The following is a 21,106-nucleotide window of genomic DNA, read 5'->3' as shown; positions in this document are numbered from 1 at the left end:
AGAAGATGATTCAGTGTAATTATGATAGAATGGAAGATAAAATTAAAACCTTTGGTCAGTTTGGTGACACGGGAAATGGTGGGATTACCAGATTTTCTTTATCAGAGGAAGCAGTTGCCGCAAGAAAAGAATTTGTGAAACGCATGGAAGCCATTGGAGCTTCTGTGGTTACGGATGATATGGCAAATATCTACGCAACCATTCCGGGAACAGAAAATCTTCCTGCTATTTACTCCGGCTCCCATATGGATTCTGTCCGTCAGGGAGGGAATTATGACGGGATTTTAGGTGTTTTAACCGCAATGGAAGTGGCAGAAACCATTGTAAAAGAGAACATTCCTCATCGACATCCGATTACTGTAATGGTCTGGACCAATGAAGAAGGAGCAAGGTTTGAACCGGCTATGATGTCCTCCGGTGTCATCTGCGGAAAGTTTGACAAAGCTGCCATGCTGGCTTCCGAAGCAAAAGACCTTCCTGGATATACGTTTTCTGAGGCTCTTGACCAAAGCGGATTTAAAGGAAAAGAAGAAAACCGTTTGAGTTCTTCAAGTGCCAAAGCTTTTGTGGAACTTCACATTGAACAGGGTCCGGTCCTGGAATCAGAGGGAATTGACATTGGGATTGTAGAAGGGGTCTGTGGAATGATCAATTATGAGTTTACCTTTACCGGTCAGGCAGGCCATGCAGGGACCACGCCCATGAAATACCGTAAAGATGCCCTTTACGCAGCTGTAAAGACCATTCAGTATCTTCATGATGAACTGGATCAGCTAGATGGCAAGCTGGTGTATACCACAGGTAAGATCTCTGCACATCCCAACATTCACACCATTATTCCGGATGAAGTCCGATTCACCCTGGATGCCAGACACCAGGACCCGGAAGTGATCAAACAGGTGCTTGCAGTCATCAAAAAGATTCCAGGTACAGTGGAACAATGTAAGGTAACCTACGAAGAAGCCTGGGCGAGAAAGACCGTAAGCTTTACCTCAGAGCTGGTTGATTACGTGGAAAAGAGTGCTCAGGGATGCGGCTATTCCAACCGGAGAATCTACAGCGGTCCCGGTCATGATGCCCAGTTTGTTATTGATCTCATTCCAACTACCATGATCTTTGTACCAAGTGTGGGAGGACACAGCCATTGTGAGATTGAATACACACCTGTGGAGAACTGCCTGAAAGGGGCAAATGTACTGTTAAATACAATTTTACATATTGACAGGCAGTAAGAATAGAAGAGGAAACTCCCTTAGGGGCAGTTTCCTTTTTCGCCATTAGACCTTTACTTAGAATAAACAATGTAGTATCATATATGAAACGTAACAACGGAGGTTATTGATTTGGGAGAACGAATAAAACTCATAGCCAACAATAAAAAGGCATATCATGATTATTTCATTGATGAAAAGTACGAAGCCGGTGTGGAGCTGGCTGGTACAGAAGTAAAGTCCATGCGCATGGGAAAATGCAGCGTGAAGGAATCTTTTATAAAGATTGAAAAGGGAGAAGTTTATGTCTATGGTATGAACGTCAGCCCTTATGAAAAAGGCAACATTTTTAACAAGGATCCCTTGCGGGTGAGAAAGCTTTTGCTGCACAAGGCAGAGATTGGCAAGCTGGATGCAAAGATTGCACAAAAAGGTTACACTCTGGTACCGCTCCAGGTGTATTTTAAGGGAAGTCTTGTCAAAGTAGAAATCGGACTTGCAAGAGGAAAGAAACTCTATGACAAACGGGAGGACATTGCCAAAAAGGATCAGAAGAGAGAACTGGAACGGGAATTTAAAGTAAGAAATCTGTAATTAATAAGCATTTTCACAAGAAACCGCAGTGACGAAGGAGAGGAGAAGCGAGCGGATGGCACTATATGATTATGTGGGGGCTGTAAGAAGAGGGCGCAGGCAGTATCAGGCTTCTGTAGCAAAGGGGGAATATCCGTATCTTCCGGTTCTTGAAGATATTTTGTCTTATACGGATATTGTTTCAGAAGTGAATCTTGGAATTATGGATATTCCGCTTGAGAAGATTGTGGGGACAAAGACAGAAGGCAGAACCAGTGCTTTTGCCAATAATTTCATGCCGCTGCTTTCTGAAAAGTCAGAATTTGGCGCGAAATGGGCATACCTTTACGATCATCAGATTGAAGAAGGAATTCATGATCCCATTGCTGTCTATGAGTTCATGAATCAGTATTATGTGCAGGAAGGCAATAAGCGGGTCAGCGTGTTGAAGTATGTGGGGGCATTCAGCATTGCGGCTTCTGTAATCCGTCTGATTCCGAGAAGAACGGATGATTTAAACAACCGGCTGTATTATGAATTCCTGGACTTTTATCAGGTGTCCTTTAATATTGATATCTGGTTCAGCAAAGAGGGAAGCTATGACAAGCTTATAAAGGCAATGAATAAGCAGCCAGGGGAGCAGTGGGGCGACGAGGACAGAATTGTGTTTAAGTCCTCCTATGATCGCTTTTCCAAGGCATTTCACGCCTTTGGCGGTGATGATTATGACATGACCTGTTCCGATGCCTTCCTTATATATGTGGAACTGTTTGGATACCGGACGGTAAAAGACCGGGTAGAGAGACAGATGAAAAGGGATCTTGTTAAGATTAAGGATGAGCTGCTTCTTGCTTCCAGAGGGAATAAGATCGCTTTGCTTGACCAGCCGGAAGACGCAGAGGAGATAGGGGAGAACGGTCCTTTAAAGATTATAAACTGGCTTCTTCCTTTCCAGATGATTGAACCTCATATGTTAAAGATTGGTTTTATTCATGCCAAGTCAGCGGAAACTTCAAGCTGGACCTATGGACACGAACTGGGAAGAATGTACCTGGAGCAGGCATTTGACCATAAATTACAGACCATGGCGTTTTTTCATGCAGATTCGAAGGAAGAGACGGAAAAGGCTTTAAAAGAAGCATTGGAAGCAGGTTGTAATATGATCTTTACAACAGCCTCCACCATGATTAACCAATCGGTAAAGACCGCCATTGACCACCCGGAAGTAAAGATATTTAACTGTTCTGTGAATATGTCCTATTCTTCTATCTGTACCTATTATGGAAGAATGTATGAATCCAAGTTCCTTATGGGCGCATTGGCTGCCTCCATGTCAAGAGATGACAAGCTGGGATATATAGCAGATTATCCCATCTACGGCACCATTGCCAACATCAACGCCTTTGCCCTTGGAGCAAAGATGATCAATCCCTATTCACTTGTTCATTTAGAGTGGTCCAGAGTCAAGAACCGTGATCCTCATGAAGAACTTGAGAAGGAAGGAATTACATTTATATCTGGTGATGATATGATCACCCCAAAGACCCCCAGCAGAGAATTCGGGCTTCATCAGAAGCTTCCGGACGGCTCTTTAAAAAATCTGGCATCACCTTTGTGCCATTGGGGAAAGTTCTATGAAAAGATGGTGAATATTACCTGTCATGGTGCTTCTGACCGGAAGGAGTTGAAGGGAAAACAGGCAATTAATTACTGGTGGGGAATGTCGGCAGATGTGATTGATGTTATTTGTTCCAATAGTCTTCCTCATGGAACCAGACGTTTGCTTAATTTCTTAAAGCACTCTATCTGTGCAGGGAGTTTTCAGCCCTTTGTTGGAACCATTTATTCCCAGACTGGAAAAGTTCCTTGCAAAGAAGGAGAGAGTCTGACTCCCGAAGAGATTACAACCATGAACTGGCTGGCAGAAAACGTAGTCGGTAAAATCCCTGACTATGAAGAACTTACAGAAGAAGCACGGTCTCTGGTACGTCTCCAGGGCCAGGCAATTTACGAGAAAATAGATATGGAGGAGTAAGAGCGTGAAAATTCTGGTATTGGCTGATCAGGAGTCCAAGTCACTGTATGATTTCTTTGCACCGGAAAAGATCAAAGACATTGATTTAATCATTTCGTGCGGAGATTTAAGAGCGGAATATTTGTCATTTTTTGCTACATTTTCCCGCGCTCCGGTGTTTTATGTCCGTGGAAACCATGATTGCCAGTACTCCCACTGTCCGCCGGAAGGCTGTGTCTGCATTGAAGACAACATTGTCACCTTTAACGGAGTGCGGATCATGGGACTGGGAGGTTCCATGGAATACATACCGGATGCGCCCAATCAGTTCACAGAACGGAAGATGGAGCAGAGAATCCGCCGGATGTGGTGGAAGATCAAAAAGAATAAAGGATTTGATATTCTGGTCACCCATGCGCCGGCTTATCTGCTTAACGATCTGCCTGATCTGCCTCATACAGGATTTTCCTGCTTTAAGGATCTGCTGGATAAGTATGCGCCCCAGTATTTTCTTCATGGTCATGTTCATGCCAATTATGGGAAGGGGTTTAAGCGGGAAGACCGATATGGGGAGACAACTGTAATCAATGCTTATGAATATTACATCATTGATTATCCCACCTGTGTATGATATAACTTTAAATTATAATACACATTCCTTTTATTTAATTGACAAATAGAACAACCATTGTTATTATTAAAATCACTATACAAAAAGGCAGGGATAAGGATGGAAAGAATCGTATTATCATTGTTGGTTGATAACACCTCTGGCGTATTAAGCAGGGTAGCTGGATTATTCAGCCGCCGTGGCTATAATATCGAAAGTCTGACAGTAGGTGTGACCGCGGATGAGAGATATTCCAGAATGACAGTGGTGTCCATCGGCGATCAGGAGATATTAGACCAGATTGAAAAGCAACTGAGGAAATTAGAAGATGTCAGGGACATAAAAGAATTAAAGCCAGGCAGTTCTGTATTCAGAGAACTGATTTTGGTCAAGGTCCGTGCTAATTCCGGACAACGTCAGGCCGTAAGTGCGATTGCTGATATATTCAGAGCAACCATTGTGGATGTGGGGAAAGATTCTTTAACCGTTATGCTCACAGGGGATCAGTCAAAGCTTGATGCGCTCATTAACCTGCTTGAAGATTATGAGATTTTAGAATTGGCCCGAACCGGTCTGACCGGTTTATCAAGAGGGTCTGGCGACATTCGTGTTCTGCCATAACTGCAATTTTGCTGGCTAGAGGTATTGCCAAAGGCGGACAGAGAGTCGTCGGCATGGTTCCTTTAACAAAATACATTACGAGTCAATTGATTGAGGAGGAAATAAAAAGATGGCAAAGATTTACTATCAGGAAGACTGCAACTTATCTTTATTGGAAGGTAAGACCATAGCAGTAATTGGATACGGTAGCCAGGGTCATGCCCATGCGCTTAATTTAAAGGAGTCCGGATGCGATGTCATTGTTGGACTTTACGAGGGAAGCAGTTCCTGGGCTAAGGCTGAAGCACAGGGATTAACCGTTTATACTGCAGCAGAAGCAGCAAAGAGAGCCGATATCATCATGATCCTCATCAACGATGAGAAGCAGGCTGCTCTTTACAAGGAATCCATTGAGCCAAACTTAAAAGACGGGGATATGCTGATGTTTGCTCATGGTTTCGCAATTCACTTTGGACAGATTATTCCACCAAAGAATGTTGACGTTACCATGATCGCACCAAAAGCACCTGGACATACAGTACGGAACGAGTATTTAGTGGGCAGAGGAACCCCTTGTCTGGTTGCTGTTCATCAGGATTATACTGGTAAGGCAAACGACAAAGCCCTTGCATATGCGTTAGCTTTAGGCGGTGCCAGAGCAGGTGTTTTAGAGACTACCTTTAAAGTGGAGACAGAGACAGATCTTTTTGGAGAGCAGGCAGTGTTATGCGGCGGTGTATGTGCTCTTATGAAAGCTGGTTTTGAGACACTTGTTGAAGCTGGTTATGCACCAGAGAATGCTTACTTTGAATGTATTCATGAGATGAAACTGATCGTTGACTTAATCTTTGAAAGCGGATTTGCAGGAATGAGATATTCTATTTCCAACACTGCTGAGTACGGTGATTACATCACAGGACCAAAGATCATCACAGACGAGACAAAGAAAGCCATGAAGCAGGTACTGACTGATATTCAGGATGGTACATTTGCAAAAGACTGGTTATTAGAGAATCAGGTTGGCGGAACTCATTTCCATGCCATGAGAAACAAAGAAGCATCTCATAAATTAGAGGAAGTTGGCGCTGAACTTCGTAAGCTTTATAGCTGGAATGATGGCGGCAAGCTGATTGATAACTAATTTCATCGGAGATAGAAAATAAAAAGCAGGAGACTGGATGAATTATCCGGTTTCCTGCTTTTTATTTATGATCTTTTGATTTCTACCTTCATGGCATCGAAGAAATTCTCCATTGCCGTTGACATTGTGCCGGAATTATAAGCAAATCCTACAGTTCTTTTTTGGATCTCTGTTTTAACAGGCACTAAAATCAGTTTTTTCTGATCCAGTTCGTTCTGAACAAAATCTTTTATCACACAGCCGATTCCCATGCCGATCTTAGCAAATTCAATAAGCATGTCCATGGTGGTAACTTCCAGAATCTGATTGGGAACAATCTGATTTTCATTGAGATATTCATCAATGTATTTTCTGGTCATATTGTTTCTGTCTAGCAGAAGGATATTCCCGGTTTGAAACAGATCTGCATCCTTTCCCTCTCTCAAATAAAGATTATCAAGATAGGACTTTGTTGCAACAAAGGAATCCTGAATCTCCATGACAGGAGTGAAGGAAAGGGGGCGTCGGTTAGATGGTTCTGCAATCAGACCAAGGTCAATTCTCTGTTGCTCCAGCATGGTGACTGTCTGAGCAGTTGACTGGCTTTCAATGGTAATTTTAATGTGAGGGTATTTCTCAATGAAGCCCTTTAGATAAGGAAGCAAAATATATTTACAGAGAGTATTGCTCACACCAATTCTCAAGTGTCCAATGTGAAAATCTTTGATACGCTTTAATTCCTGTTCACCCTGTGCCAGGGCTTCGAATGCTGACTTTGTGTGAATAAACAGCAGCTTGCCCTCTTCTGTAAGCTGTACCCCTCTGGAGTTTCTGGTAAAAAGAGAGACACCCAGATTTCCTTCCAGCTTGCTAATGGATTTGCTGATAGCCGGCTGGCTGATGTATAATTCTTTTGCTGCTTTGGAGATGTTGCCAGCCTTGGCAACTTCATAAAAGATTTTGTACTGGGATAAATTTTGTTCCATGTTCCTTTCCCTCTCATCCTATAACTAACTATTATAGTAAATATTCATATTATGTATTTCTATTATATCAATAAGTATGTTAGAATGTAAAGCAGTAAAATAACAGAGGTTCATTCTAAGGAACCAACAGGAGGATCAGACTATGGGAATGACGATGACCCAGAAAATTCTGGCGGCTCATGCGGGGCTTTCAGAGGTGAAAGCTGGACAGTTAATTGAAGCGAATTTAGACCTGGTTTTGGGTAATGATATTACGTCGCCAGTTGCAATTAAAGAGATGGAAAAGTTCCAGAAGGAATCCGTTTTTGATAAAGATAAGATTGCTCTGGTCATGGATCATTTTATTCCGAATAAAGACATTAAGTCTGCAGAAAACTGCAAATGCTGCCGTGACTTTGCAGGTACCCATGACATTACCAATTATTTTGATGTTGGCCAGATGGGAATTGAACATGCCCTTCTTCCGGAAAAAGGTCTGGTAGTTGCCGGAGATGTGGTGATTGGAGCGGATTCCCATACCTGTACTTACGGAGCACTGGGGGCTTTTTCCACAGGAGTGGGAAGTACAGACATGGCAGCAGGTATGGTCACTGGAAAAGCCTGGTTTAAAGTTCCATCTGCAATTAAATTCGAACTGGTAGGAAAACCGTCGAAATGGGTTGGAGGAAAAGATGTAATTCTTCATATTATAGGCATGATCGGCGTGGATGGTGCACTTTATAAGTCCATGGAGTTTTCCGGCGAGGGAATCAGACATCTTTCCATGGATGATCGTTTTACCATTTCAAATATGGCAATAGAGGCCGGTGGTAAAAATGGAATTTTCCCAGTGGATGAATTAACGGTTGAATATATAAAGGATCATTCCAAACGGGATTTTAAAGTTTATGAAGCGGATGAAGATGCGGAATATGAAAAAGTGTACACCATAGATTTGTCAAAGTTAGAACCAACTATTTCATTCCCCCACCTTCCTGAAAATACCAGAACCTTTGGCACCTTTGATGAGATAAGGGTGGATCAGGCAGTGATCGGTTCCTGTACCAATGGACGGCTGGAAGATATGCGGATTGCAGCAGCCATATTAAAAGGGCATAAAGTTGCAAAGAATGTGCGCTGTATCGTTATTCCTGCCACACAGGAGATCTATCTGCAGTCCATGAAGGAAGGGCTTTTAGAGATATTTATTGAGGCGGGAGCAGTAGTCAGCACACCGACCTGTGGTCCCTGTCTTGGCGGTTATATGGGAATTCTTGCAGATGGGGAGAGATGTATCTCTACCACAAACCGGAATTTTGTAGGGCGCATGGGACATGTGGGATCAGAAGTGTACTTATCAAGTCCTGCAGTGGCGGCTGCAAGTGCAGTGACCGGTCATATTTCAGCACCGGAAGAATTAGGATTATAGGAGGAATGCAGAGATGAATGCACATGGATCTGTTTTTAAGTATGGGGATAATGTGGATACGGATGTTATTATACCGGCACGGTATTTGAATATTACAGACGGGAATGAACTGGCAAAGCACTGCATGGAAGATATTGACAAAGATTTTATAAAAACTGTTAAAAAAGGTGATATTATTGTCGCAAATAAGAACTTTGGATGTGGTTCTTCCAGGGAGCATGCTCCGCTTGTGATCAAATGTGCGGGAGTGAGTTGCGTAATTGCCGAAACATTTGCAAGGATTTTTTATCGCAATGCAATCAACATTGGACTTCCTATTATAGAGTGTCCTGAGGCGGCAAGGGCAATTAAAGCAGGTGATGAGGTGGCGGTGGATTTTGACAGCGGAATCATTACCAATAAGACTACAGGGGAAACCTTTGAAGGTCAGGCGTTTCCTCCCTTTATGCAGGAGATAATTTCAGCAGGTGGATTGTTTCCCTATATTAATAAGAAGAAATAGATGTATTTTCCATGGAAAAGGAGTCCGTAAATGTCAGATTTTGTATCTGATGTTTATGGACTCCTTTCCTCCTTGTCATTGAAATTATAGAAAAACAGTATTATAATTAGAAAAAAATACAGGGAGTGTAAATTTATGGTTAAAACAAATGCAATGAGAATTCTTGACAAAGCAGGTATTTTTTATCATACCGGGGAATATGAGGTAGACGAACATGACTTATCTGGAAGTCATGCGGCGGATATGATGGGAGTGGATCATGGCAGCGTTTTTAAAACGCTTGTATTAAAAGGAGAAAAAACAGGGTTTCTTGTCTGCTGCATTCCTGTGGATAAGGAACTGGACTTAAAGAAAACGGCAAAGGCTGCTTCCGATAAAAAAGTAGAGATGATTCCCATGAAAGATCTGCAGAAAATTACAGGATATATCAGAGGCGGCTGTTCTCCAGTCGGCATGAAAAAACATTTTCCTACATTTATAGATAAATCCGCTCTGGATTATTCTGAAATTGCGATCAGCGCAGGCATGAGGGGACAGCAGATTATGGTGTCTCCACAGACTCTCATAGACTTTATTAAAGGTGAATTTGCATCATTAACACAGGATTAGTTTACATAAAACATAAAACCAGTGGACTGGCTTTTCTTGGAAACGTGAATAGTTAACAGAAATGTAATACTATTGTAAAATGTAAAAGGAAAAATAACATATAAAACAGGCTGAAATGGCATGAAAAATAGTGCAATACTTCTAAAAAATAAAAACGCATAAAAAGTCAAAAGTTAAAATATCACAAAATTGTTAAATCCCCATTGACTTTTTTAACATGCTTCTTCTATAATTACGGCTGTCACCCGGAAACGGCTGGGAAATAAACTCCCAGTCATGGCAAGTGAGATAAGAGAAGAGGAGTATGTATGCTTACACTACGCTCTATCCTTCAACAGATATGTCAGTTCTTCAGGGGAATGGCTGTAAAAGTCACGAAGAAGATGTACCGTTCGTCTGCGGTTTTTATGACGGGAGCGGCTGTCATTACTGTTGTTGCGTTTACTTCGACAGGATTTGGAAGCGGCGGTAAAAATGCGTTGACGGCATTTGCTGAAACGCCAGCTCCAGGCGCCGATACACAAGAAGAAACGGTTGAAGAAGAGGAAACAGCTACACAAGCAAAAGTACAAATTACGCTTACCGAAGCCAGAATGCAAGCGCATCAGTTAGCCGGTAACTTACTGGTTAAAGAGGTTGTTCAGAAACAGGAGCTGGAAGAGGAATCCCAGGCCCGTATCAAGTTGGTTCATACCCAGATCGCTGAAGAAGAAGAGGCAAAACGGCAGGCAGAAGAAGCGGCTAGAATAGCAGAAGAACAAAGAAAAGCAGCAGAAGAGGCAGCCAGAAAGGCCGAAGAAGAAAAGGCGGTCCATGCCATGTCTGTGTCACAGGATGACTATCAGGTCCTTTTAAAGATCGTTCAGGCAGAGGCAGGGGTATGCGATAACAAGGGTAAAATTCTTGTAGCGAATGTAATATTAAACCGTGTGAAAAGCGGTAAATTTCCGGATACGGTAAGAGGAGTTGTTTATTCCCCTTCCCAGTTCTCCCCAGTATCAAACGGCAGAATCAATACCGTGAAAGTGACAGAGGATACCAGGCAGTGTGTTGACCGGGCTTTGTCAGGAGAGGATTATTCCGAAGGTGCATTGTTTTTTATGAACCGGAGAGGATCAAAAAATGGAGCAGTCCGTTGGTTTGATTCCAGACTGACTTATTTATTTCAGCATGAAAATCACGAATTTTTCAAATAAAGCATTGTGAAAATCTCCGCTTTAGGTGTATACTATAGTTGTCTGGCTGAATCCTGAAAAAGGACAGTATTGGAAGGATATTATACACAAAAGGAGAGTAATATTATGATTTTTGATTTAACAAAGAACCTTGATTTTTACAGAAACCTTGGAGTAGAAGGAAGATATGCAAAAGCAATTGATTTTCTTAAGAATACCGATTTAGAGAGCCTGGCACCAGGTAAGTATGAGATTGACGGTAAGAATGTTTATGCGAACGTAGTTGAGTATACAACCCTTCCCTGGGAAGAGGCAAAATACGAGACACATCGTGATTATTCCGATATTCAATATATGATATCCGGTACTGAGACTATGACATATGCACCCGTTGAAGAGTTGAATGTTAAAGTACCTTATAACGAAGAAAAAGATGTTGTATTTTACGACAATGAAAATCCGGGCTTAAAGGTAGTTGTAAAGGCCGGGGAATATATGATATTTAATCCATGGGATGGTCATAAGCCAAAGGCAGCGGCTGGAGAGCCTGCACCAATTAAAAAAGTAATTGTTAAGATCAGGGAAAACTAAAAAACAGGATTCGGTCCAGAGTGAGTGACCGAATCCTGTTTTTTTATGGTCTCCAGTGATCACTGCCGCCTAACACAGCTTCCTTTGTGTAGGTGGGAAGATCTTCATTTTTTAAATGGTGAATCCAGTCCGGCCGTTTCTCCATGACTGCACCGGGACCATAACTTTTATATTCTGCATAAAAGCTATGCTCATGAGCGGCTTCTTTTCCCCAGTCATGCCAGCCCTCTTTACAAATATGATCGTCCATAAAGCAATGGATCAGAACTGTCTTTGCATATTCCCGCCATGGGCGTCCAAGATAAGCGTTATCAGGCGGGCAATTGCTTTCAAAACGGCAGTGATCCATAACGTAACCGTATTTCTGTCCCTTTGGAGTTGAAGCGGCAGTAACATAGCTGCTGATTTCTTTTCCAGTGTATTTAGAAAAAAATGTGCAGTTTTCAAAATATGCAGTGGCACTTCCAAAGATAAAGTCAATATCTCCTTCAATATAACAGTTTTTGTAATACTGGCGTCCATTGATTCTGGGATCATGCTGTTTTGGTCCGATAAATCCGTTAACCTGCATTTCTTTTTCCGGAAGAGGTCCGGTAAACAGAGTATCCTGATTTCCTAAAAGACGGCAGTTTTCAAAAACCAGCCGGTCCCCGTCCGCATAAAGGGCAAGTGCCTGTCCCACGTCAGTGCCTTTTCCCGCACTGTTTTCAAATGTGAGATTTCTTGCTGTGAAATCATGTGTGTCAATGAGACTGGAGTAAGTACGGAAGGTTCCTCTTTTTTCTCCGTCTTCCATGAGCATTCTGGCATAAAGACCATAAGACAGGATCGTATTATCGGCATCCTCTCCTTCAAAAGTTACAAATGGAACGCTTACTGTAATCTGTTCTTCATAAATCCCTTTATGAATATAAAGAATCTGTTCGGTTGTGTTGTTTTTTGGAAGAGAATTCAAAGCATCTGTAATGGTTTTAAAATCTCCGGTTCCATCCTGTGAAATATGTATCATAATGTCCCTTCTTTCTTTGTGTACAAAATGCAAAACATATTATAAATATAAACAATATATAGAAAATTTGCAAGAGAAACGATTTTTGATTTGCAGAATATTTTCTGGTATGCTATACTAGGTCTCTACTTGTATAAAAGATTTTTTTGCTGTTAGGGCATGGTTGAAAACTCATTGATTCAATCTACACGCCCTAGATCAACCAGTCAGGAGGATACGAAAGATGAGGAAGGTGGAGATTGGCTTTTGGGGGATGGATTCCATTCTGGAATTTGTTGCCATTGCCAGTAAATTTAAAGAACACATATTACTGGTGTGCGGTGATAGTATAGTCAATGCAAAGTCATTGCTTTCCGTACTCTCTTTGGCGACAGTTGAAGGACTGGAGCTGATGATCCAGGAAGATTCCTGTGAACCTCTTTTAAAACACCTGGAACTTTATGTGGATCATGCCAGACTGATGGGCAGAAATGTAAATCCAAAACTGACAACAAAAGGAACTTGAAAATTAAATTAAATTGGTGTATACTAAATGCCATAGAAGTAATGGAATGTAATTCCTGGAATGTGCGATACTCTTACCTTTTTTGAACCTACATTATGACTTTTGGGATTCCAATATTTTCAGATGGATGTCAGGCCTCCATTGCAGTGGAAGGCAGAAATCTGAGTGAGGTCGCCCACCTAGCAAAGCTAGGCGTCAATAAGTAAGAACCGGCATTTTGGGGTTACCAAAGAAAAAAAGCAGCGAGCGATCGCTGCTTTAACTTTACTCAGAGGATGATTGAGTATAAGAAAATAGGATGGATTAAGAGGAGCACATGAATAAAAAGACATTTATTGGATTTATTGTGGGAATTCCTCTTTTGGTTTTGTTTCTCATTGTGATTATTTTGATTAATGAACCGGAACCGGAAGGAATATCAAGAGGACTTGCTTATAAATCCGCAGTTCTGCTTCTTATAGACCGGGAAAGTTGTGAGAAGACGCTGGCGGATCAAAAGCAGGATTATTTTTCTAAGACGGAAAAGGACAACTGGTATGTAAAATATATGAGTTACCTTTACGCAAAAGGTTATTTGGATCAGAAAGAGGTGCCTGCAAGAAAAGAAACTGCAGAAGGCTTTCTGACCTACCAGGATGCACGAAACCTTGCGGAATCTTTGGTTCCGGGTTCGGGAAAAGATTTTAAAACAGGGAAAAAGAAAAAGAATAAGCAGGTATCTGCCGATCAGTGGTGGAACCTTTATGAAGAACTGAGAAAATCTCTTGACAAAGAGGGCAATGTAAAAGATTTGAATGTTCTCCTTTATGGTACACCTACCAATATACCCGCAGCGACTCCCTGGACGGCTTACACAAGCCAGGGGAATTATCGTTTTGAAGGAATCAGTCTGGATTCCTATCTTGACTGGGAAGTAAAAGTGGTGGTCAGAGGCGATGAGATCATTGCCATGAGAGAGGCAGTTACAGATACCGTTACATATAAAAACGTCTGGCTTACAACGGCAGAGCCTGGCACAGTTTTACTGCACCTGGGATCCGTAGAAAGGAATCTGCCTTTCGATGCTTCCATGGGGCGGCCAGAGGATTTTGCCAATAATCTGGCGGATGTGACAATGAAAAAGGGAACCCTTTTAAAAGTCACCATGAAGAAAAAAAGAATTTCCGGAAAAGTATTGGCAGTGAAAGATAATTCCATTGAAATTGAGGGTTATGGAAACCTGAAACTGGATAAAGACTTTAAAGTATACCGGCTGTATGGACAGTTTGAAGAACGATCCATTTCTGATGTTCTGGTAGGCTATGACATTCAGGATTTTGTTGTAGCCCATGGGAAGTTGTGTGCTGCTTTGCTGGTAAGGGAATTTGATGCAAAGAGCATCAGGGTTTTGTTGATGAATTCTGATTTCCAGTCGATTTTCCATCCGTCAGTGACACTGTCTGCAAAAAGCGGTCTTGTGTTGACTTATGGAGATGGGAATGTCTCACTTCCTGCTGGAGCAGAGGTTGTTATTTCCCCTTCGGATGATCGTCTGAAAGACGGAAGAATAGTTGCCGAACCTGTGGAGCCGGGAGATTCCATTGCTGTTAATTCTATCACCAGATCCTATGGGACTCCGTCCTATAACGGAACCATTGAGATTCGCAAAGACCAGCAAGGTCTTCTTCTTGTCAATGAACTGTATCTGGAAGATTATCTGACAAAAGTGGTGCCCAGTGAGATGCCTAACAGTTATGACAAAGAAGCGTTAAAAGCCCAGGCTGTTTGTGCCAGGACTTATGCTTACCGCCAGATTCAGAGCAATTCCTACAGCAGGTACGGCGCACATGTGGATGACAGTACCAGGTTCCAGGTATATAATAATCTTCCTACCGGGTCAAAGACCCAGGAAGCGGTTCAGGAAACCTATGGCAAATTATTATTTTATGACCAGACTCCTATAGAGGCATTTTATTTTTCCACGTCCTGCGGTCACACCACAGACGGCAGTATCTGGGGAGGCGACCCTTCCCGTTTCCCTTATCTGGATGGCAGTCTTTTACAGGATAACAGAGGTGTGTTGAATCTGTCTACCAATGGGGATTTTGAAACTTTTATAAAGAACAAAGAATATCCTTCCTATGACTCTTCTTATCCCATGTACCGGTGGGAGACCACGGTGACCAACCGCCAGTTGGAGGAAGAGATTACAGAAGTAGGTTCTATTTTGAATATAACCGTTACAGAAAGAGGGGTTGGTGGAATCGTAAAAAAACTTCGGGTTGAAGGTTCTGAAGGTGTGATGACCATCAGCGGAGAAGGTCAGGTGAGAGCAAGGCTGGGGAACAAATATATGGTTCTCACTAAAAAAGATGGAAGCACAATGAAGAATTTTGATTCCCTGCCAAGCGCTTACATTGCCATTGATAATCTTGGGGTTGATGATAAAAACATTACAACATTTCATATCTCCGGGGGAGGATACGGACATGGAGTGGGTATGAGCCAGAATGGGGCACAGGCAATGGCAAAGGAAGGGAAAACCTATGAAGATATTCTGAAGTTTTTCTATAACGGGGCAGAGGTAAGAGAAGCGGATCAGGGATAGTCATGAGATCGGTGATTCCTGCGTAGGATGATAAAAAAGCACAGGAATAACATATGCAGGATCAGAAGCTGGAGAATCTGCTGAATCTTGCCCTCAGTTCCACCCCTGAGGAGCGGGAGAAATCGGGTAATTTAAATGTAGGATATGTTCCGGAAGAGAATGCCTGGGATGTGATTGTAAAATATTCCGGCGACATAAGCGGGCTTTCGGCAGTGGGAATTGTGGTAGAGCCTATGCTCAATGAATATGCTATATTAAGGGTTCCGGAATCTTATATAGATACCCTGAGCCGTCTGCCGCAAATTGAATATGTGGAAAAACCAAAGAGGCTGTTTTTTGCTATTAACCAGGCAAAAGCGGCCTCTTGCGTCAATTTGGTCCAACAGGGAAGAAGCATTCTCAATGGAAGAGGAGTTTTGGTGGCTGTTATTGATTCTGGAATTGATTATTACCATCAGGATTTTCGTAATGAAGATGGAACCACAAGAATTGTCAAGCTGTGGGACCAGACTCTTGACCGGGTATTTACGGCAGAGGAAATCAACGAAGCACTGGCAACCGGAAGCCGGGCAGGTGCAAGAGCGCTGGTGCCTTCTGTGGATATAAGCGGTCACGGAACGGCCGTTGCATCCATTGCGGCGGGAAACGGCAGAGAGAACAGAGGGCAGTACAGAGGAATTGCTTATGAAAGTCCTCTCCTGGTTGTAAAACTTGGCATACCGCAGGAAGGCGGATTCCCCAGGACAACGGAGCTGATGAAAGCAGTAAATTTTGTGGTGAGAGAAGCGGTGGAGATGCAGATGCCGGTTGCCATTAATCTGAGTTTTGGAAATACTTACGGTTCCCATGACGGTACCAGCCTTTTAGAAACATTTCTTGATGATATTTCCAATTACGGAAGAACTGTAATTGTAGCAGGAACCGGCAACGAAGGTGTGGCAGGCGGGCATATCTCCGGTGCATTGACCATGGCGGCACCGGAAGAGGTGGAATTAGGTGTGGGTGGATACCAGCAGAGTTTCAGCGTTCAGCTATGGAAATCGTATGCAGATATTTTTGACATCAGCATTATTACACCTTCCGGGGAAGTGATTGGTCCCATTAGCAGCCGGCTTGGTCCCCAGACCATTAATTACAGGGATACCCGGATTTTACTGTATTACGGAAAACCGGGACCTTACAGTGTGGCTCAGGAGATCTATATGGATTTCATCCCTCTTGATACTTACATAGAAAGCGGAATCTGGAAATTCCGTCTGACGCCAAGGCAGATTGTAGAGGGGAAATATGATCTGTGGCTTCCATCAGCAGGCGTGCTAAATGAGTCCACCCGTTTTTTGCGGGCAACACCGGAAACCACACTGACCATTCCTTCCACCGCAGCAAAAGTGATCTCTGTAGGTGCCTATGATGACACGTTCCAGTCTTATGCTGATTTCTCAGGAAGAGGCTATACCAGAAGAACCAATCAGGTAAAACCAGATCTGGCGGCGCCAGGAGTAGGAATTATTGCTGCAAAAGCGGGAGGAGGATATGATACGGTTACGGGAACTTCTTTTGCAACCCCTTTTGTTACAGGAAGTTCTGCTCTTTTAATGCAGTGGGGAATTGTAGACGGCAGAGATCCGTTTTTATTCGGGGAAAAGGTAAAGGCATATTTGATCCGGGGAACAAGAAAACTGCCTGGAATCGAGCAGTATCCAAATCCGGAACTGGGTTATGGGGTCTTATGTGTCAGTGACAGTCTTCCGGTGTAGCATATTGGAAAATCCATTGGAAATTTATCGAAAATGATTTATAATAAGAGCAGAACTTTTTCGGGAGGTGTCTGATGGACGTTCGGTATGAACTGATTATTCCAAATGATGATCTGCCTTTTAAATTATTTGTCTTTGAAGGCAGAGAAGGTAATTATAAGGTCACAAAACACTGGCATCATTCCGTGGAGATATTCCTGGTCCAGGAAGGCCGGATGGATTTTTATATTAACAACCGCCATTTACCTCTTGGCAGACAGGATTTTGTATTGGTGAATTCCAATGAGATTCACTCCATTGCATGTCCAGAACCGAACACAACGGTGGTATTACAGATTCCTGGGGATACGTTTAAAGAATATCTGGGAGAAGACGGATATATTAATTTTGAAAAAAAGGATGAAGTTTCTAATAAGATGCTTACAGATCTGGTCAATTCCATGTTTTCTATCTATGAAAAACAGGATTATGGTTACCGCTTACAGGTAAAGAGCCGTTTTTATGAATTGCTGTACCTTCTGGTCACAGAATTTAAGACGGAAACCATGGATAAAGAAGTTATCAGGCAGAAAAAGCAGCTTGATAAGCTTTCTGATGTTACGCAGTATATGCGGGACAATTATGATCAGGAGTTAAAGCTTGAGGAAGTTGCAGGGCGCTTTGGATTCAGCCCCACCTATTTATCCAGAATCTTTCAAAAATATGCGCAGGTTAATTATCGCACTTACTTAATTGACCTGCGTGTGAAATATGCGGTCAGAGAATTGGTAGGAACCGATCATGAGATCGGCGAGATTGCCATGAATCATGGTTTTCCGGACAGCAGATCTTTTTCAAAAGCATTTAAAAAACGGTATGGCTGCCTGCCCAGCGCTTATAGAAAAAACATATCCGGAAACCGGTGATATGAATTGCAAATATTTCAATATAGGGTATTAAAATCACAGAAAATATGATATAATGTAACATAACTTTGGGCAAAGGATGTGAGTGAATGAATATCAGAGAATCCACGGAAAAGTGGGAAGAAGCATATTTAAGCCCTTATGCGTCTTTGAGCAAGGACAGTAAAGGCAGGGAACGTATGGAAGACGCCTGTGATATCCGGACTTCTTATCAGCGGGACAGAGACCGGATCATTCATTGCAAGGCATTTCGCAGATTAAAGCATAAGACCCAGGTTTTTCTGGCGCCGGAGGGCGACCATTACCGCACCAGACTGACCCATACTCTTGAAGTATCTCAGATTGCCAGAACCATTGCCAAATCTCTTCGTATGAATGAGGATCTGACAGAAGCCATTGCTCTGGGACACGATTTGGGACATACTCCTTTTGGTCACTCCGGGGAAGCGGTTCTTAATAAGATCTGTAAGGAAGGATTCGAACATTACAAACAGAGTGTCCGTGTGGTGGAAGTATTGGAGAAAGGCGGTATGGGTCTGAATCTGACATGGGAAGTGAGAGACGGAATCTTAAATCACCGGACCAGTGGTAAGCCTTCCACGCTGGAAGGCTGTATCGTTCGTTTGTCTGACAAGATTGCCTATATCAATCATGATATTGACGATGCCATACGGGCAAAGATGTTTGTGGAAGAGGAACTTCCTGAATGTTATACAGATGTGCTGGGACACAGCGTCAGGGAAAGGCTGAATAATCTGATTCATGACATTATTGGCAACAGCCTTGGAAAGAATGAAATTATTATGTCCCCTCACATGGAAAAAGCCATGCAGGGACTGCGAACCTGGATGTTTAACAATGTTTATAAAAATGAGATTCCAAAAGCGGAAGAAGGCAAAGCCCAGAATCTGATTGTCATGCTGTTCCAGTATTATATGGATCAACCTGACAGACTTCCGGAGGAATACCGCTATTTTAAGGATAAAGATGGAGCCAGTAAAGAACGGGCGGTCTGTGATTATATTGCTGGTATGAGCGACAGCTATGCCATTGATAAATTTGAAAAATTGTTTGTTCCGAAAGCATGGAAAGCCATTTAAACAGAATTGAGTTTGTGGAAGGAGGAGTGAGGCTTCGTGCGATATTCGGAAGATGTAATTGAAGAAGTCCGGATGAAAAATGACATCGTCGATGTGATTTCAGGATATGTGAAGCTGCAGAAAAAAGGCAGTAACTATTTTGGTCTGTGTCCTTTTCATAATGAAAAGTCCCCCTCTTTTTCCGTTTCACCGGGGAAGCAGATGTATTACTGTTTTGGCTGTGGTGCAGGCGGCAATGCCATAACTTTTGTTATGGAATATGAAAACTACTCCTTTTTCGAAGCATTAAAAGTATTAGCAGACAGAGCTGGTGTGAAACTTCCGGCGCCGGAGTACAGCAAAGAAGCAAAAGCACAGGAAGATTTAAGAGCTACCCTTCTGGATATTAATAAACTGGCTGCCAGCTATTTCTATTACCAGCTTAAAAAACCTCAGGGAGAAGCCGGATACCAGTATTTAAAAGACAGGCAGTTGACAGATGAAACGATTGTCCATTTCGGTCTTGGGTATTCCAACAAAACAAGTGATGATCTGTATCGGTACTTAAAGGGAAAAGGCTACGATGATAATATACTGAAACAGACAGGTCTGGCAACGATTGAAGAGCGGGGAACTTATGATAAGTTCTGGAACCGGGTTATGTTTCCAATTATGGATGTGAATAACCGGGTCATTGGATTTGGAGGACGGGTTATGGGTGCCGGAGAGCCAAAGTATCTAAACTCCCCTGAGACAAAACTTTTCGATAAGAGCCGTAACTTATATGGGCTGAATTATGCCAGGACCTCCAGGGAAAAGTACATATTGATTTGTGAGGGTTATATGGATGTAATTGCCATGCACCAGGCTGGATTCACCAATGCGGTGGCGTCTCTTGGAACGGCATTTACAACCCAGCATGCCCAGCTTTTAAAACGATACACGGATAAAGTTGTTCTCACCTATGACAGCGACGGTGCAGGAACCAAGGCAGCTCTGCGGGCAATTCCCATTTTAAAAGAGGCGGGGATATCTATAAAAGTGCTGAATATGCAGCCTTATAAGGACCCGGATGAATTCATTAAGAATATGGGAGCAGATGCCTTTCGTCAGAGAATTGAAGAAGCCCAGAACAGTTTTCTGTTTGAAATCCAGGTTTTAAGAAAAAATTATCAGATGGATGATCCCGAACAGAAGACCGAATTTTATAATCAGGTTGCAAAAAAACTGCTGGAATTTCCGGAAGCACTGGAGCGGGATAATTATCTGGAAGCCGTTTCCAGAGAATATTTTATTAATTATGAAGATTTGAAACGTCTGGTTAATCGACTTGGAGCATCTCTATCACCGGTAAATCAGTCTTACCGCAGAGAGGAGACAGGTCTAAAGGGCCAGAAAAAGAAGGATAAGGAAGATGGGGTGAAACAGTCTCAAAGGCTGCTTCTTACCTGGCTGATTGAAGATCCGGTACTATTTGATAAGATTCAAGGGGTAATTACTCCGGAAGATTTTATAGAAGAACTGTATTATAAGGTGGCACGGATGGTTTTTGACGGACACGCTGCCGGAACTTTAAATCCGGCTGAGATTTTAAATCATTTCATTAATGACGATGATCAATACCGGGCAGTCGCAGGTCTTTTTCATGCGAGCTTAAAAGAGTCCCTGAATAATGAAGAACAGAAAAAAGCGTTTTCGGAAACGATTATGAAAGTGAAGAAGAACAGTCTGGATCATGCAAGCCGTCGTGCAGAAGGAATTGAAGAACTGCAAAGAATTATAAAGGAACAGGCTGCATTAAAGGATTTGCATATTTCGCTTGATTAGGGTGTACACTATAGGCAGGCTGTGGAAGGATGGAAAAA

Annotated in this window: 19 protein-coding genes and 1 other RNA gene; 18 read left to right on the top strand and 2 right to left on the bottom strand. The window is 42.5% G+C overall.

Annotation, left to right across the window (positions count from 1 at the left end):
• Positions 1-5 precede the first annotated feature (5 nt).
• From FAY33_RS02650 to ilvC, 6 genes are all read left to right on the top strand, one after another.
• Positions 6-1,232 carry a Zn-dependent hydrolase gene (locus FAY33_RS02650; protein ID WP_143319204.1) on the top strand — a complete coding sequence of 409 codons (1,227 nt, stop codon included), beginning with the start codon at positions 6-8 and terminating at the stop codon, positions 1,230-1,232.
• A 111-nt stretch (positions 1,233-1,343) separates the two neighbouring features.
• Positions 1,344-1,805, top strand: a complete 462-nt coding sequence (smpB, locus tag FAY33_RS02645) for an SsrA-binding protein SmpB (RefSeq protein WP_143319203.1) — start codon at positions 1,344-1,346, stop codon at positions 1,803-1,805.
• 55 nt (positions 1,806-1,860) lie between these two features.
• The gene (locus tag FAY33_RS02640; RefSeq protein WP_143319202.1) at positions 1,861-3,819 is read left to right on the top strand and encodes a BMP family ABC transporter substrate-binding protein; all 1,959 of its coding nucleotides are present in this window, start codon (positions 1,861-1,863) and stop codon (positions 3,817-3,819) included.
• Positions 3,820-3,823: 4 nt separating this feature from the next.
• On the top strand, positions 3,824-4,429 hold the full coding sequence (locus FAY33_RS02635) for a metallophosphoesterase (protein ID WP_143319201.1): 606 nt from the start codon (positions 3,824-3,826) through the stop codon (positions 4,427-4,429).
• 99 nt (positions 4,430-4,528) lie between these two features.
• Complete coding sequence (gene ilvN / locus FAY33_RS02630) at positions 4,529-5,029, top strand: acetolactate synthase small subunit (RefSeq protein ID WP_143319200.1); 501 nt, start codon at positions 4,529-4,531, stop codon at positions 5,027-5,029.
• Positions 5,030-5,138: 109 nt separating this feature from the next.
• Positions 5,139-6,149 (top strand): ketol-acid reductoisomerase, encoded by a 1,011-nt coding sequence (gene ilvC / locus FAY33_RS02625; RefSeq protein ID WP_143319199.1) that lies wholly within the window; start codon positions 5,139-5,141, stop codon positions 6,147-6,149.
• Positions 6,150-6,214: 65 nt separating this feature from the next.
• On the opposite strand, the gene FAY33_RS02620 is transcribed toward ilvC, so the two are convergent.
• Positions 6,215-7,114 (bottom strand): LysR family transcriptional regulator, encoded by a 900-nt coding sequence (locus FAY33_RS02620; RefSeq protein WP_143319198.1) that lies wholly within the window; start codon positions 7,112-7,114, stop codon positions 6,215-6,217.
• Positions 7,115-7,256: 142 nt separating this feature from the next.
• On the opposite strand from FAY33_RS02620, the gene leuC reads away from it, so the two are divergent.
• From leuC to FAY33_RS02595, 5 genes are all read left to right on the top strand, one after another.
• The gene (gene leuC, locus FAY33_RS02615) at positions 7,257-8,522 is read left to right on the top strand and encodes a 3-isopropylmalate dehydratase large subunit (protein WP_143319197.1); all 1,266 of its coding nucleotides are present in this window, start codon (positions 7,257-7,259) and stop codon (positions 8,520-8,522) included.
• 13 nt (positions 8,523-8,535) lie between these two features.
• Positions 8,536-9,024 carry a 3-isopropylmalate dehydratase small subunit gene (gene leuD, locus FAY33_RS02610; protein WP_143319196.1) on the top strand — a complete coding sequence of 163 codons (489 nt, stop codon included), beginning with the start codon at positions 8,536-8,538 and terminating at the stop codon, positions 9,022-9,024.
• A 135-nt stretch (positions 9,025-9,159) separates the two neighbouring features.
• Positions 9,160-9,633: a Cys-tRNA(Pro) deacylase gene (gene ybaK / locus FAY33_RS02605; protein WP_143319195.1), complete on the top strand. Its 474-nt coding sequence runs from the start codon at positions 9,160-9,162 to the stop codon at positions 9,631-9,633.
• Between the two features lie 308 nt (positions 9,634-9,941).
• Complete coding sequence (locus FAY33_RS02600; protein ID WP_143319194.1) at positions 9,942-10,829, top strand: cell wall hydrolase; 888 nt, start codon at positions 9,942-9,944, stop codon at positions 10,827-10,829.
• Between the two features lie 105 nt (positions 10,830-10,934).
• Positions 10,935-11,399, top strand: a complete 465-nt coding sequence (locus FAY33_RS02595) for a YhcH/YjgK/YiaL family protein (protein ID WP_143319193.1) — start codon at positions 10,935-10,937, stop codon at positions 11,397-11,399.
• 43 nt (positions 11,400-11,442) lie between these two features.
• On the opposite strand, the gene FAY33_RS02590 is transcribed toward FAY33_RS02595, so the two are convergent.
• Entirely contained in the window at positions 11,443-12,408 is a 966-nt protein-coding gene (locus FAY33_RS02590; RefSeq protein WP_143319192.1) for a pectinesterase family protein, read from the bottom strand.
• A 223-nt stretch (positions 12,409-12,631) separates the two neighbouring features.
• Here FAY33_RS02590 and FAY33_RS02585 point away from each other — a divergent pair, with 223 nt between their 5' ends.
• From FAY33_RS02585 to dnaG, 7 genes are all read left to right on the top strand, one after another.
• Complete coding sequence (locus FAY33_RS02585) at positions 12,632-12,913, top strand: HPr family phosphocarrier protein (protein ID WP_143319191.1); 282 nt, start codon at positions 12,632-12,634, stop codon at positions 12,911-12,913.
• Positions 12,914-12,962: 49 nt separating this feature from the next.
• Positions 12,963-13,141, top strand: a non-coding RNA gene (gene ssrS / locus FAY33_RS02580) — 6S RNA.
• 88 nt (positions 13,142-13,229) lie between these two features.
• Entirely contained in the window at positions 13,230-15,500 is a 2,271-nt protein-coding gene (locus FAY33_RS02575; RefSeq protein WP_143319190.1) for a SpoIID/LytB domain-containing protein, read from the top strand.
• Between the two features lie 53 nt (positions 15,501-15,553).
• Positions 15,554-17,257 (top strand): S8 family peptidase, encoded by a 1,704-nt coding sequence (locus FAY33_RS02570; RefSeq protein ID WP_143319189.1) that lies wholly within the window; start codon positions 15,554-15,556, stop codon positions 17,255-17,257.
• Positions 17,258-17,331: 74 nt separating this feature from the next.
• Positions 17,332-18,162, top strand: coding sequence for an AraC family transcriptional regulator (locus tag FAY33_RS02565; protein ID WP_143319188.1), 831 nt, complete (start codon positions 17,332-17,334; stop codon positions 18,160-18,162).
• An 89-nt stretch (positions 18,163-18,251) separates the two neighbouring features.
• Entirely contained in the window at positions 18,252-19,262 is a 1,011-nt protein-coding gene (locus FAY33_RS02560) for a deoxyguanosinetriphosphate triphosphohydrolase (protein WP_143319187.1), read from the top strand.
• 36 nt (positions 19,263-19,298) lie between these two features.
• Entirely contained in the window at positions 19,299-21,068 is a 1,770-nt protein-coding gene (dnaG, locus tag FAY33_RS02555; RefSeq protein ID WP_143319186.1) for a DNA primase, read from the top strand.
• Positions 21,069-21,106: the final 38 nt, after the last annotated feature.

It is taken from the genome of Clostridium sp. HBUAS56010 (genome assembly GCF_007115105.1).
In the GTDB taxonomy this organism is placed as follows: domain Bacteria; phylum Bacillota; class Clostridia; order Lachnospirales; family Lachnospiraceae; genus Lacrimispora.
The sequence above is the reverse complement of the archived record's forward strand: the minus strand, read 5'-3'. Positions and strand labels throughout refer to the sequence as shown.

What these genes read in the sequence shown, in the direction of transcription:
- FAY33_RS02650 (WP_143319204.1), top strand. Translation starts at nt 6, where the DNA reads ATGATTCAGTGTAATTATGATAGAATGGAAGATAAAATTAAAACCTTT.
- ybaK (WP_143319195.1), top strand. Translation starts at nt 9,160, where the DNA reads ATGGTTAAAACAAATGCAATGAGAATTCTTGACAAAGCAGGTATTTTT.
- FAY33_RS02640 (WP_143319202.1), top strand. Translation starts at nt 1,861, where the DNA reads ATGGCACTATATGATTATGTGGGGGCTGTAAGAAGAGGGCGCAGGCAG.
- FAY33_RS02575 (WP_143319190.1), top strand. Translation starts at nt 13,230, where the DNA reads ATGAATAAAAAGACATTTATTGGATTTATTGTGGGAATTCCTCTTTTG.
- leuC (WP_143319197.1), top strand. Translation starts at nt 7,257, where the DNA reads ATGGGAATGACGATGACCCAGAAAATTCTGGCGGCTCATGCGGGGCTT.
- leuD (WP_143319196.1), top strand. Translation starts at nt 8,536, where the DNA reads ATGAATGCACATGGATCTGTTTTTAAGTATGGGGATAATGTGGATACG.
- FAY33_RS02590 (WP_143319192.1), bottom strand. Translation starts at nt 12,408, where the DNA reads ATGATACATATTTCACAGGATGGAACCGGAGATTTTAAAACCATTACA.
- FAY33_RS02570 (WP_143319189.1), top strand. Translation starts at nt 15,554, where the DNA reads ATGCAGGATCAGAAGCTGGAGAATCTGCTGAATCTTGCCCTCAGTTCC.
- ilvN (WP_143319200.1), top strand. Translation starts at nt 4,529, where the DNA reads ATGGAAAGAATCGTATTATCATTGTTGGTTGATAACACCTCTGGCGTA.
- FAY33_RS02560 (WP_143319187.1), top strand. Translation starts at nt 18,252, where the DNA reads ATGAATATCAGAGAATCCACGGAAAAGTGGGAAGAAGCATATTTAAGC.
- FAY33_RS02585 (WP_143319191.1), top strand. Translation starts at nt 12,632, where the DNA reads ATGAGGAAGGTGGAGATTGGCTTTTGGGGGATGGATTCCATTCTGGAA.
- FAY33_RS02600 (WP_143319194.1), top strand. Translation starts at nt 9,942, where the DNA reads ATGCTTACACTACGCTCTATCCTTCAACAGATATGTCAGTTCTTCAGG.
- ilvC (WP_143319199.1), top strand. Translation starts at nt 5,139, where the DNA reads ATGGCAAAGATTTACTATCAGGAAGACTGCAACTTATCTTTATTGGAA.
- FAY33_RS02620 (WP_143319198.1), bottom strand. Translation starts at nt 7,114, where the DNA reads ATGGAACAAAATTTATCCCAGTACAAAATCTTTTATGAAGTTGCCAAG.
- FAY33_RS02595 (WP_143319193.1), top strand. Translation starts at nt 10,935, where the DNA reads ATGATTTTTGATTTAACAAAGAACCTTGATTTTTACAGAAACCTTGGA.
- FAY33_RS02565 (WP_143319188.1), top strand. Translation starts at nt 17,332, where the DNA reads ATGGACGTTCGGTATGAACTGATTATTCCAAATGATGATCTGCCTTTT.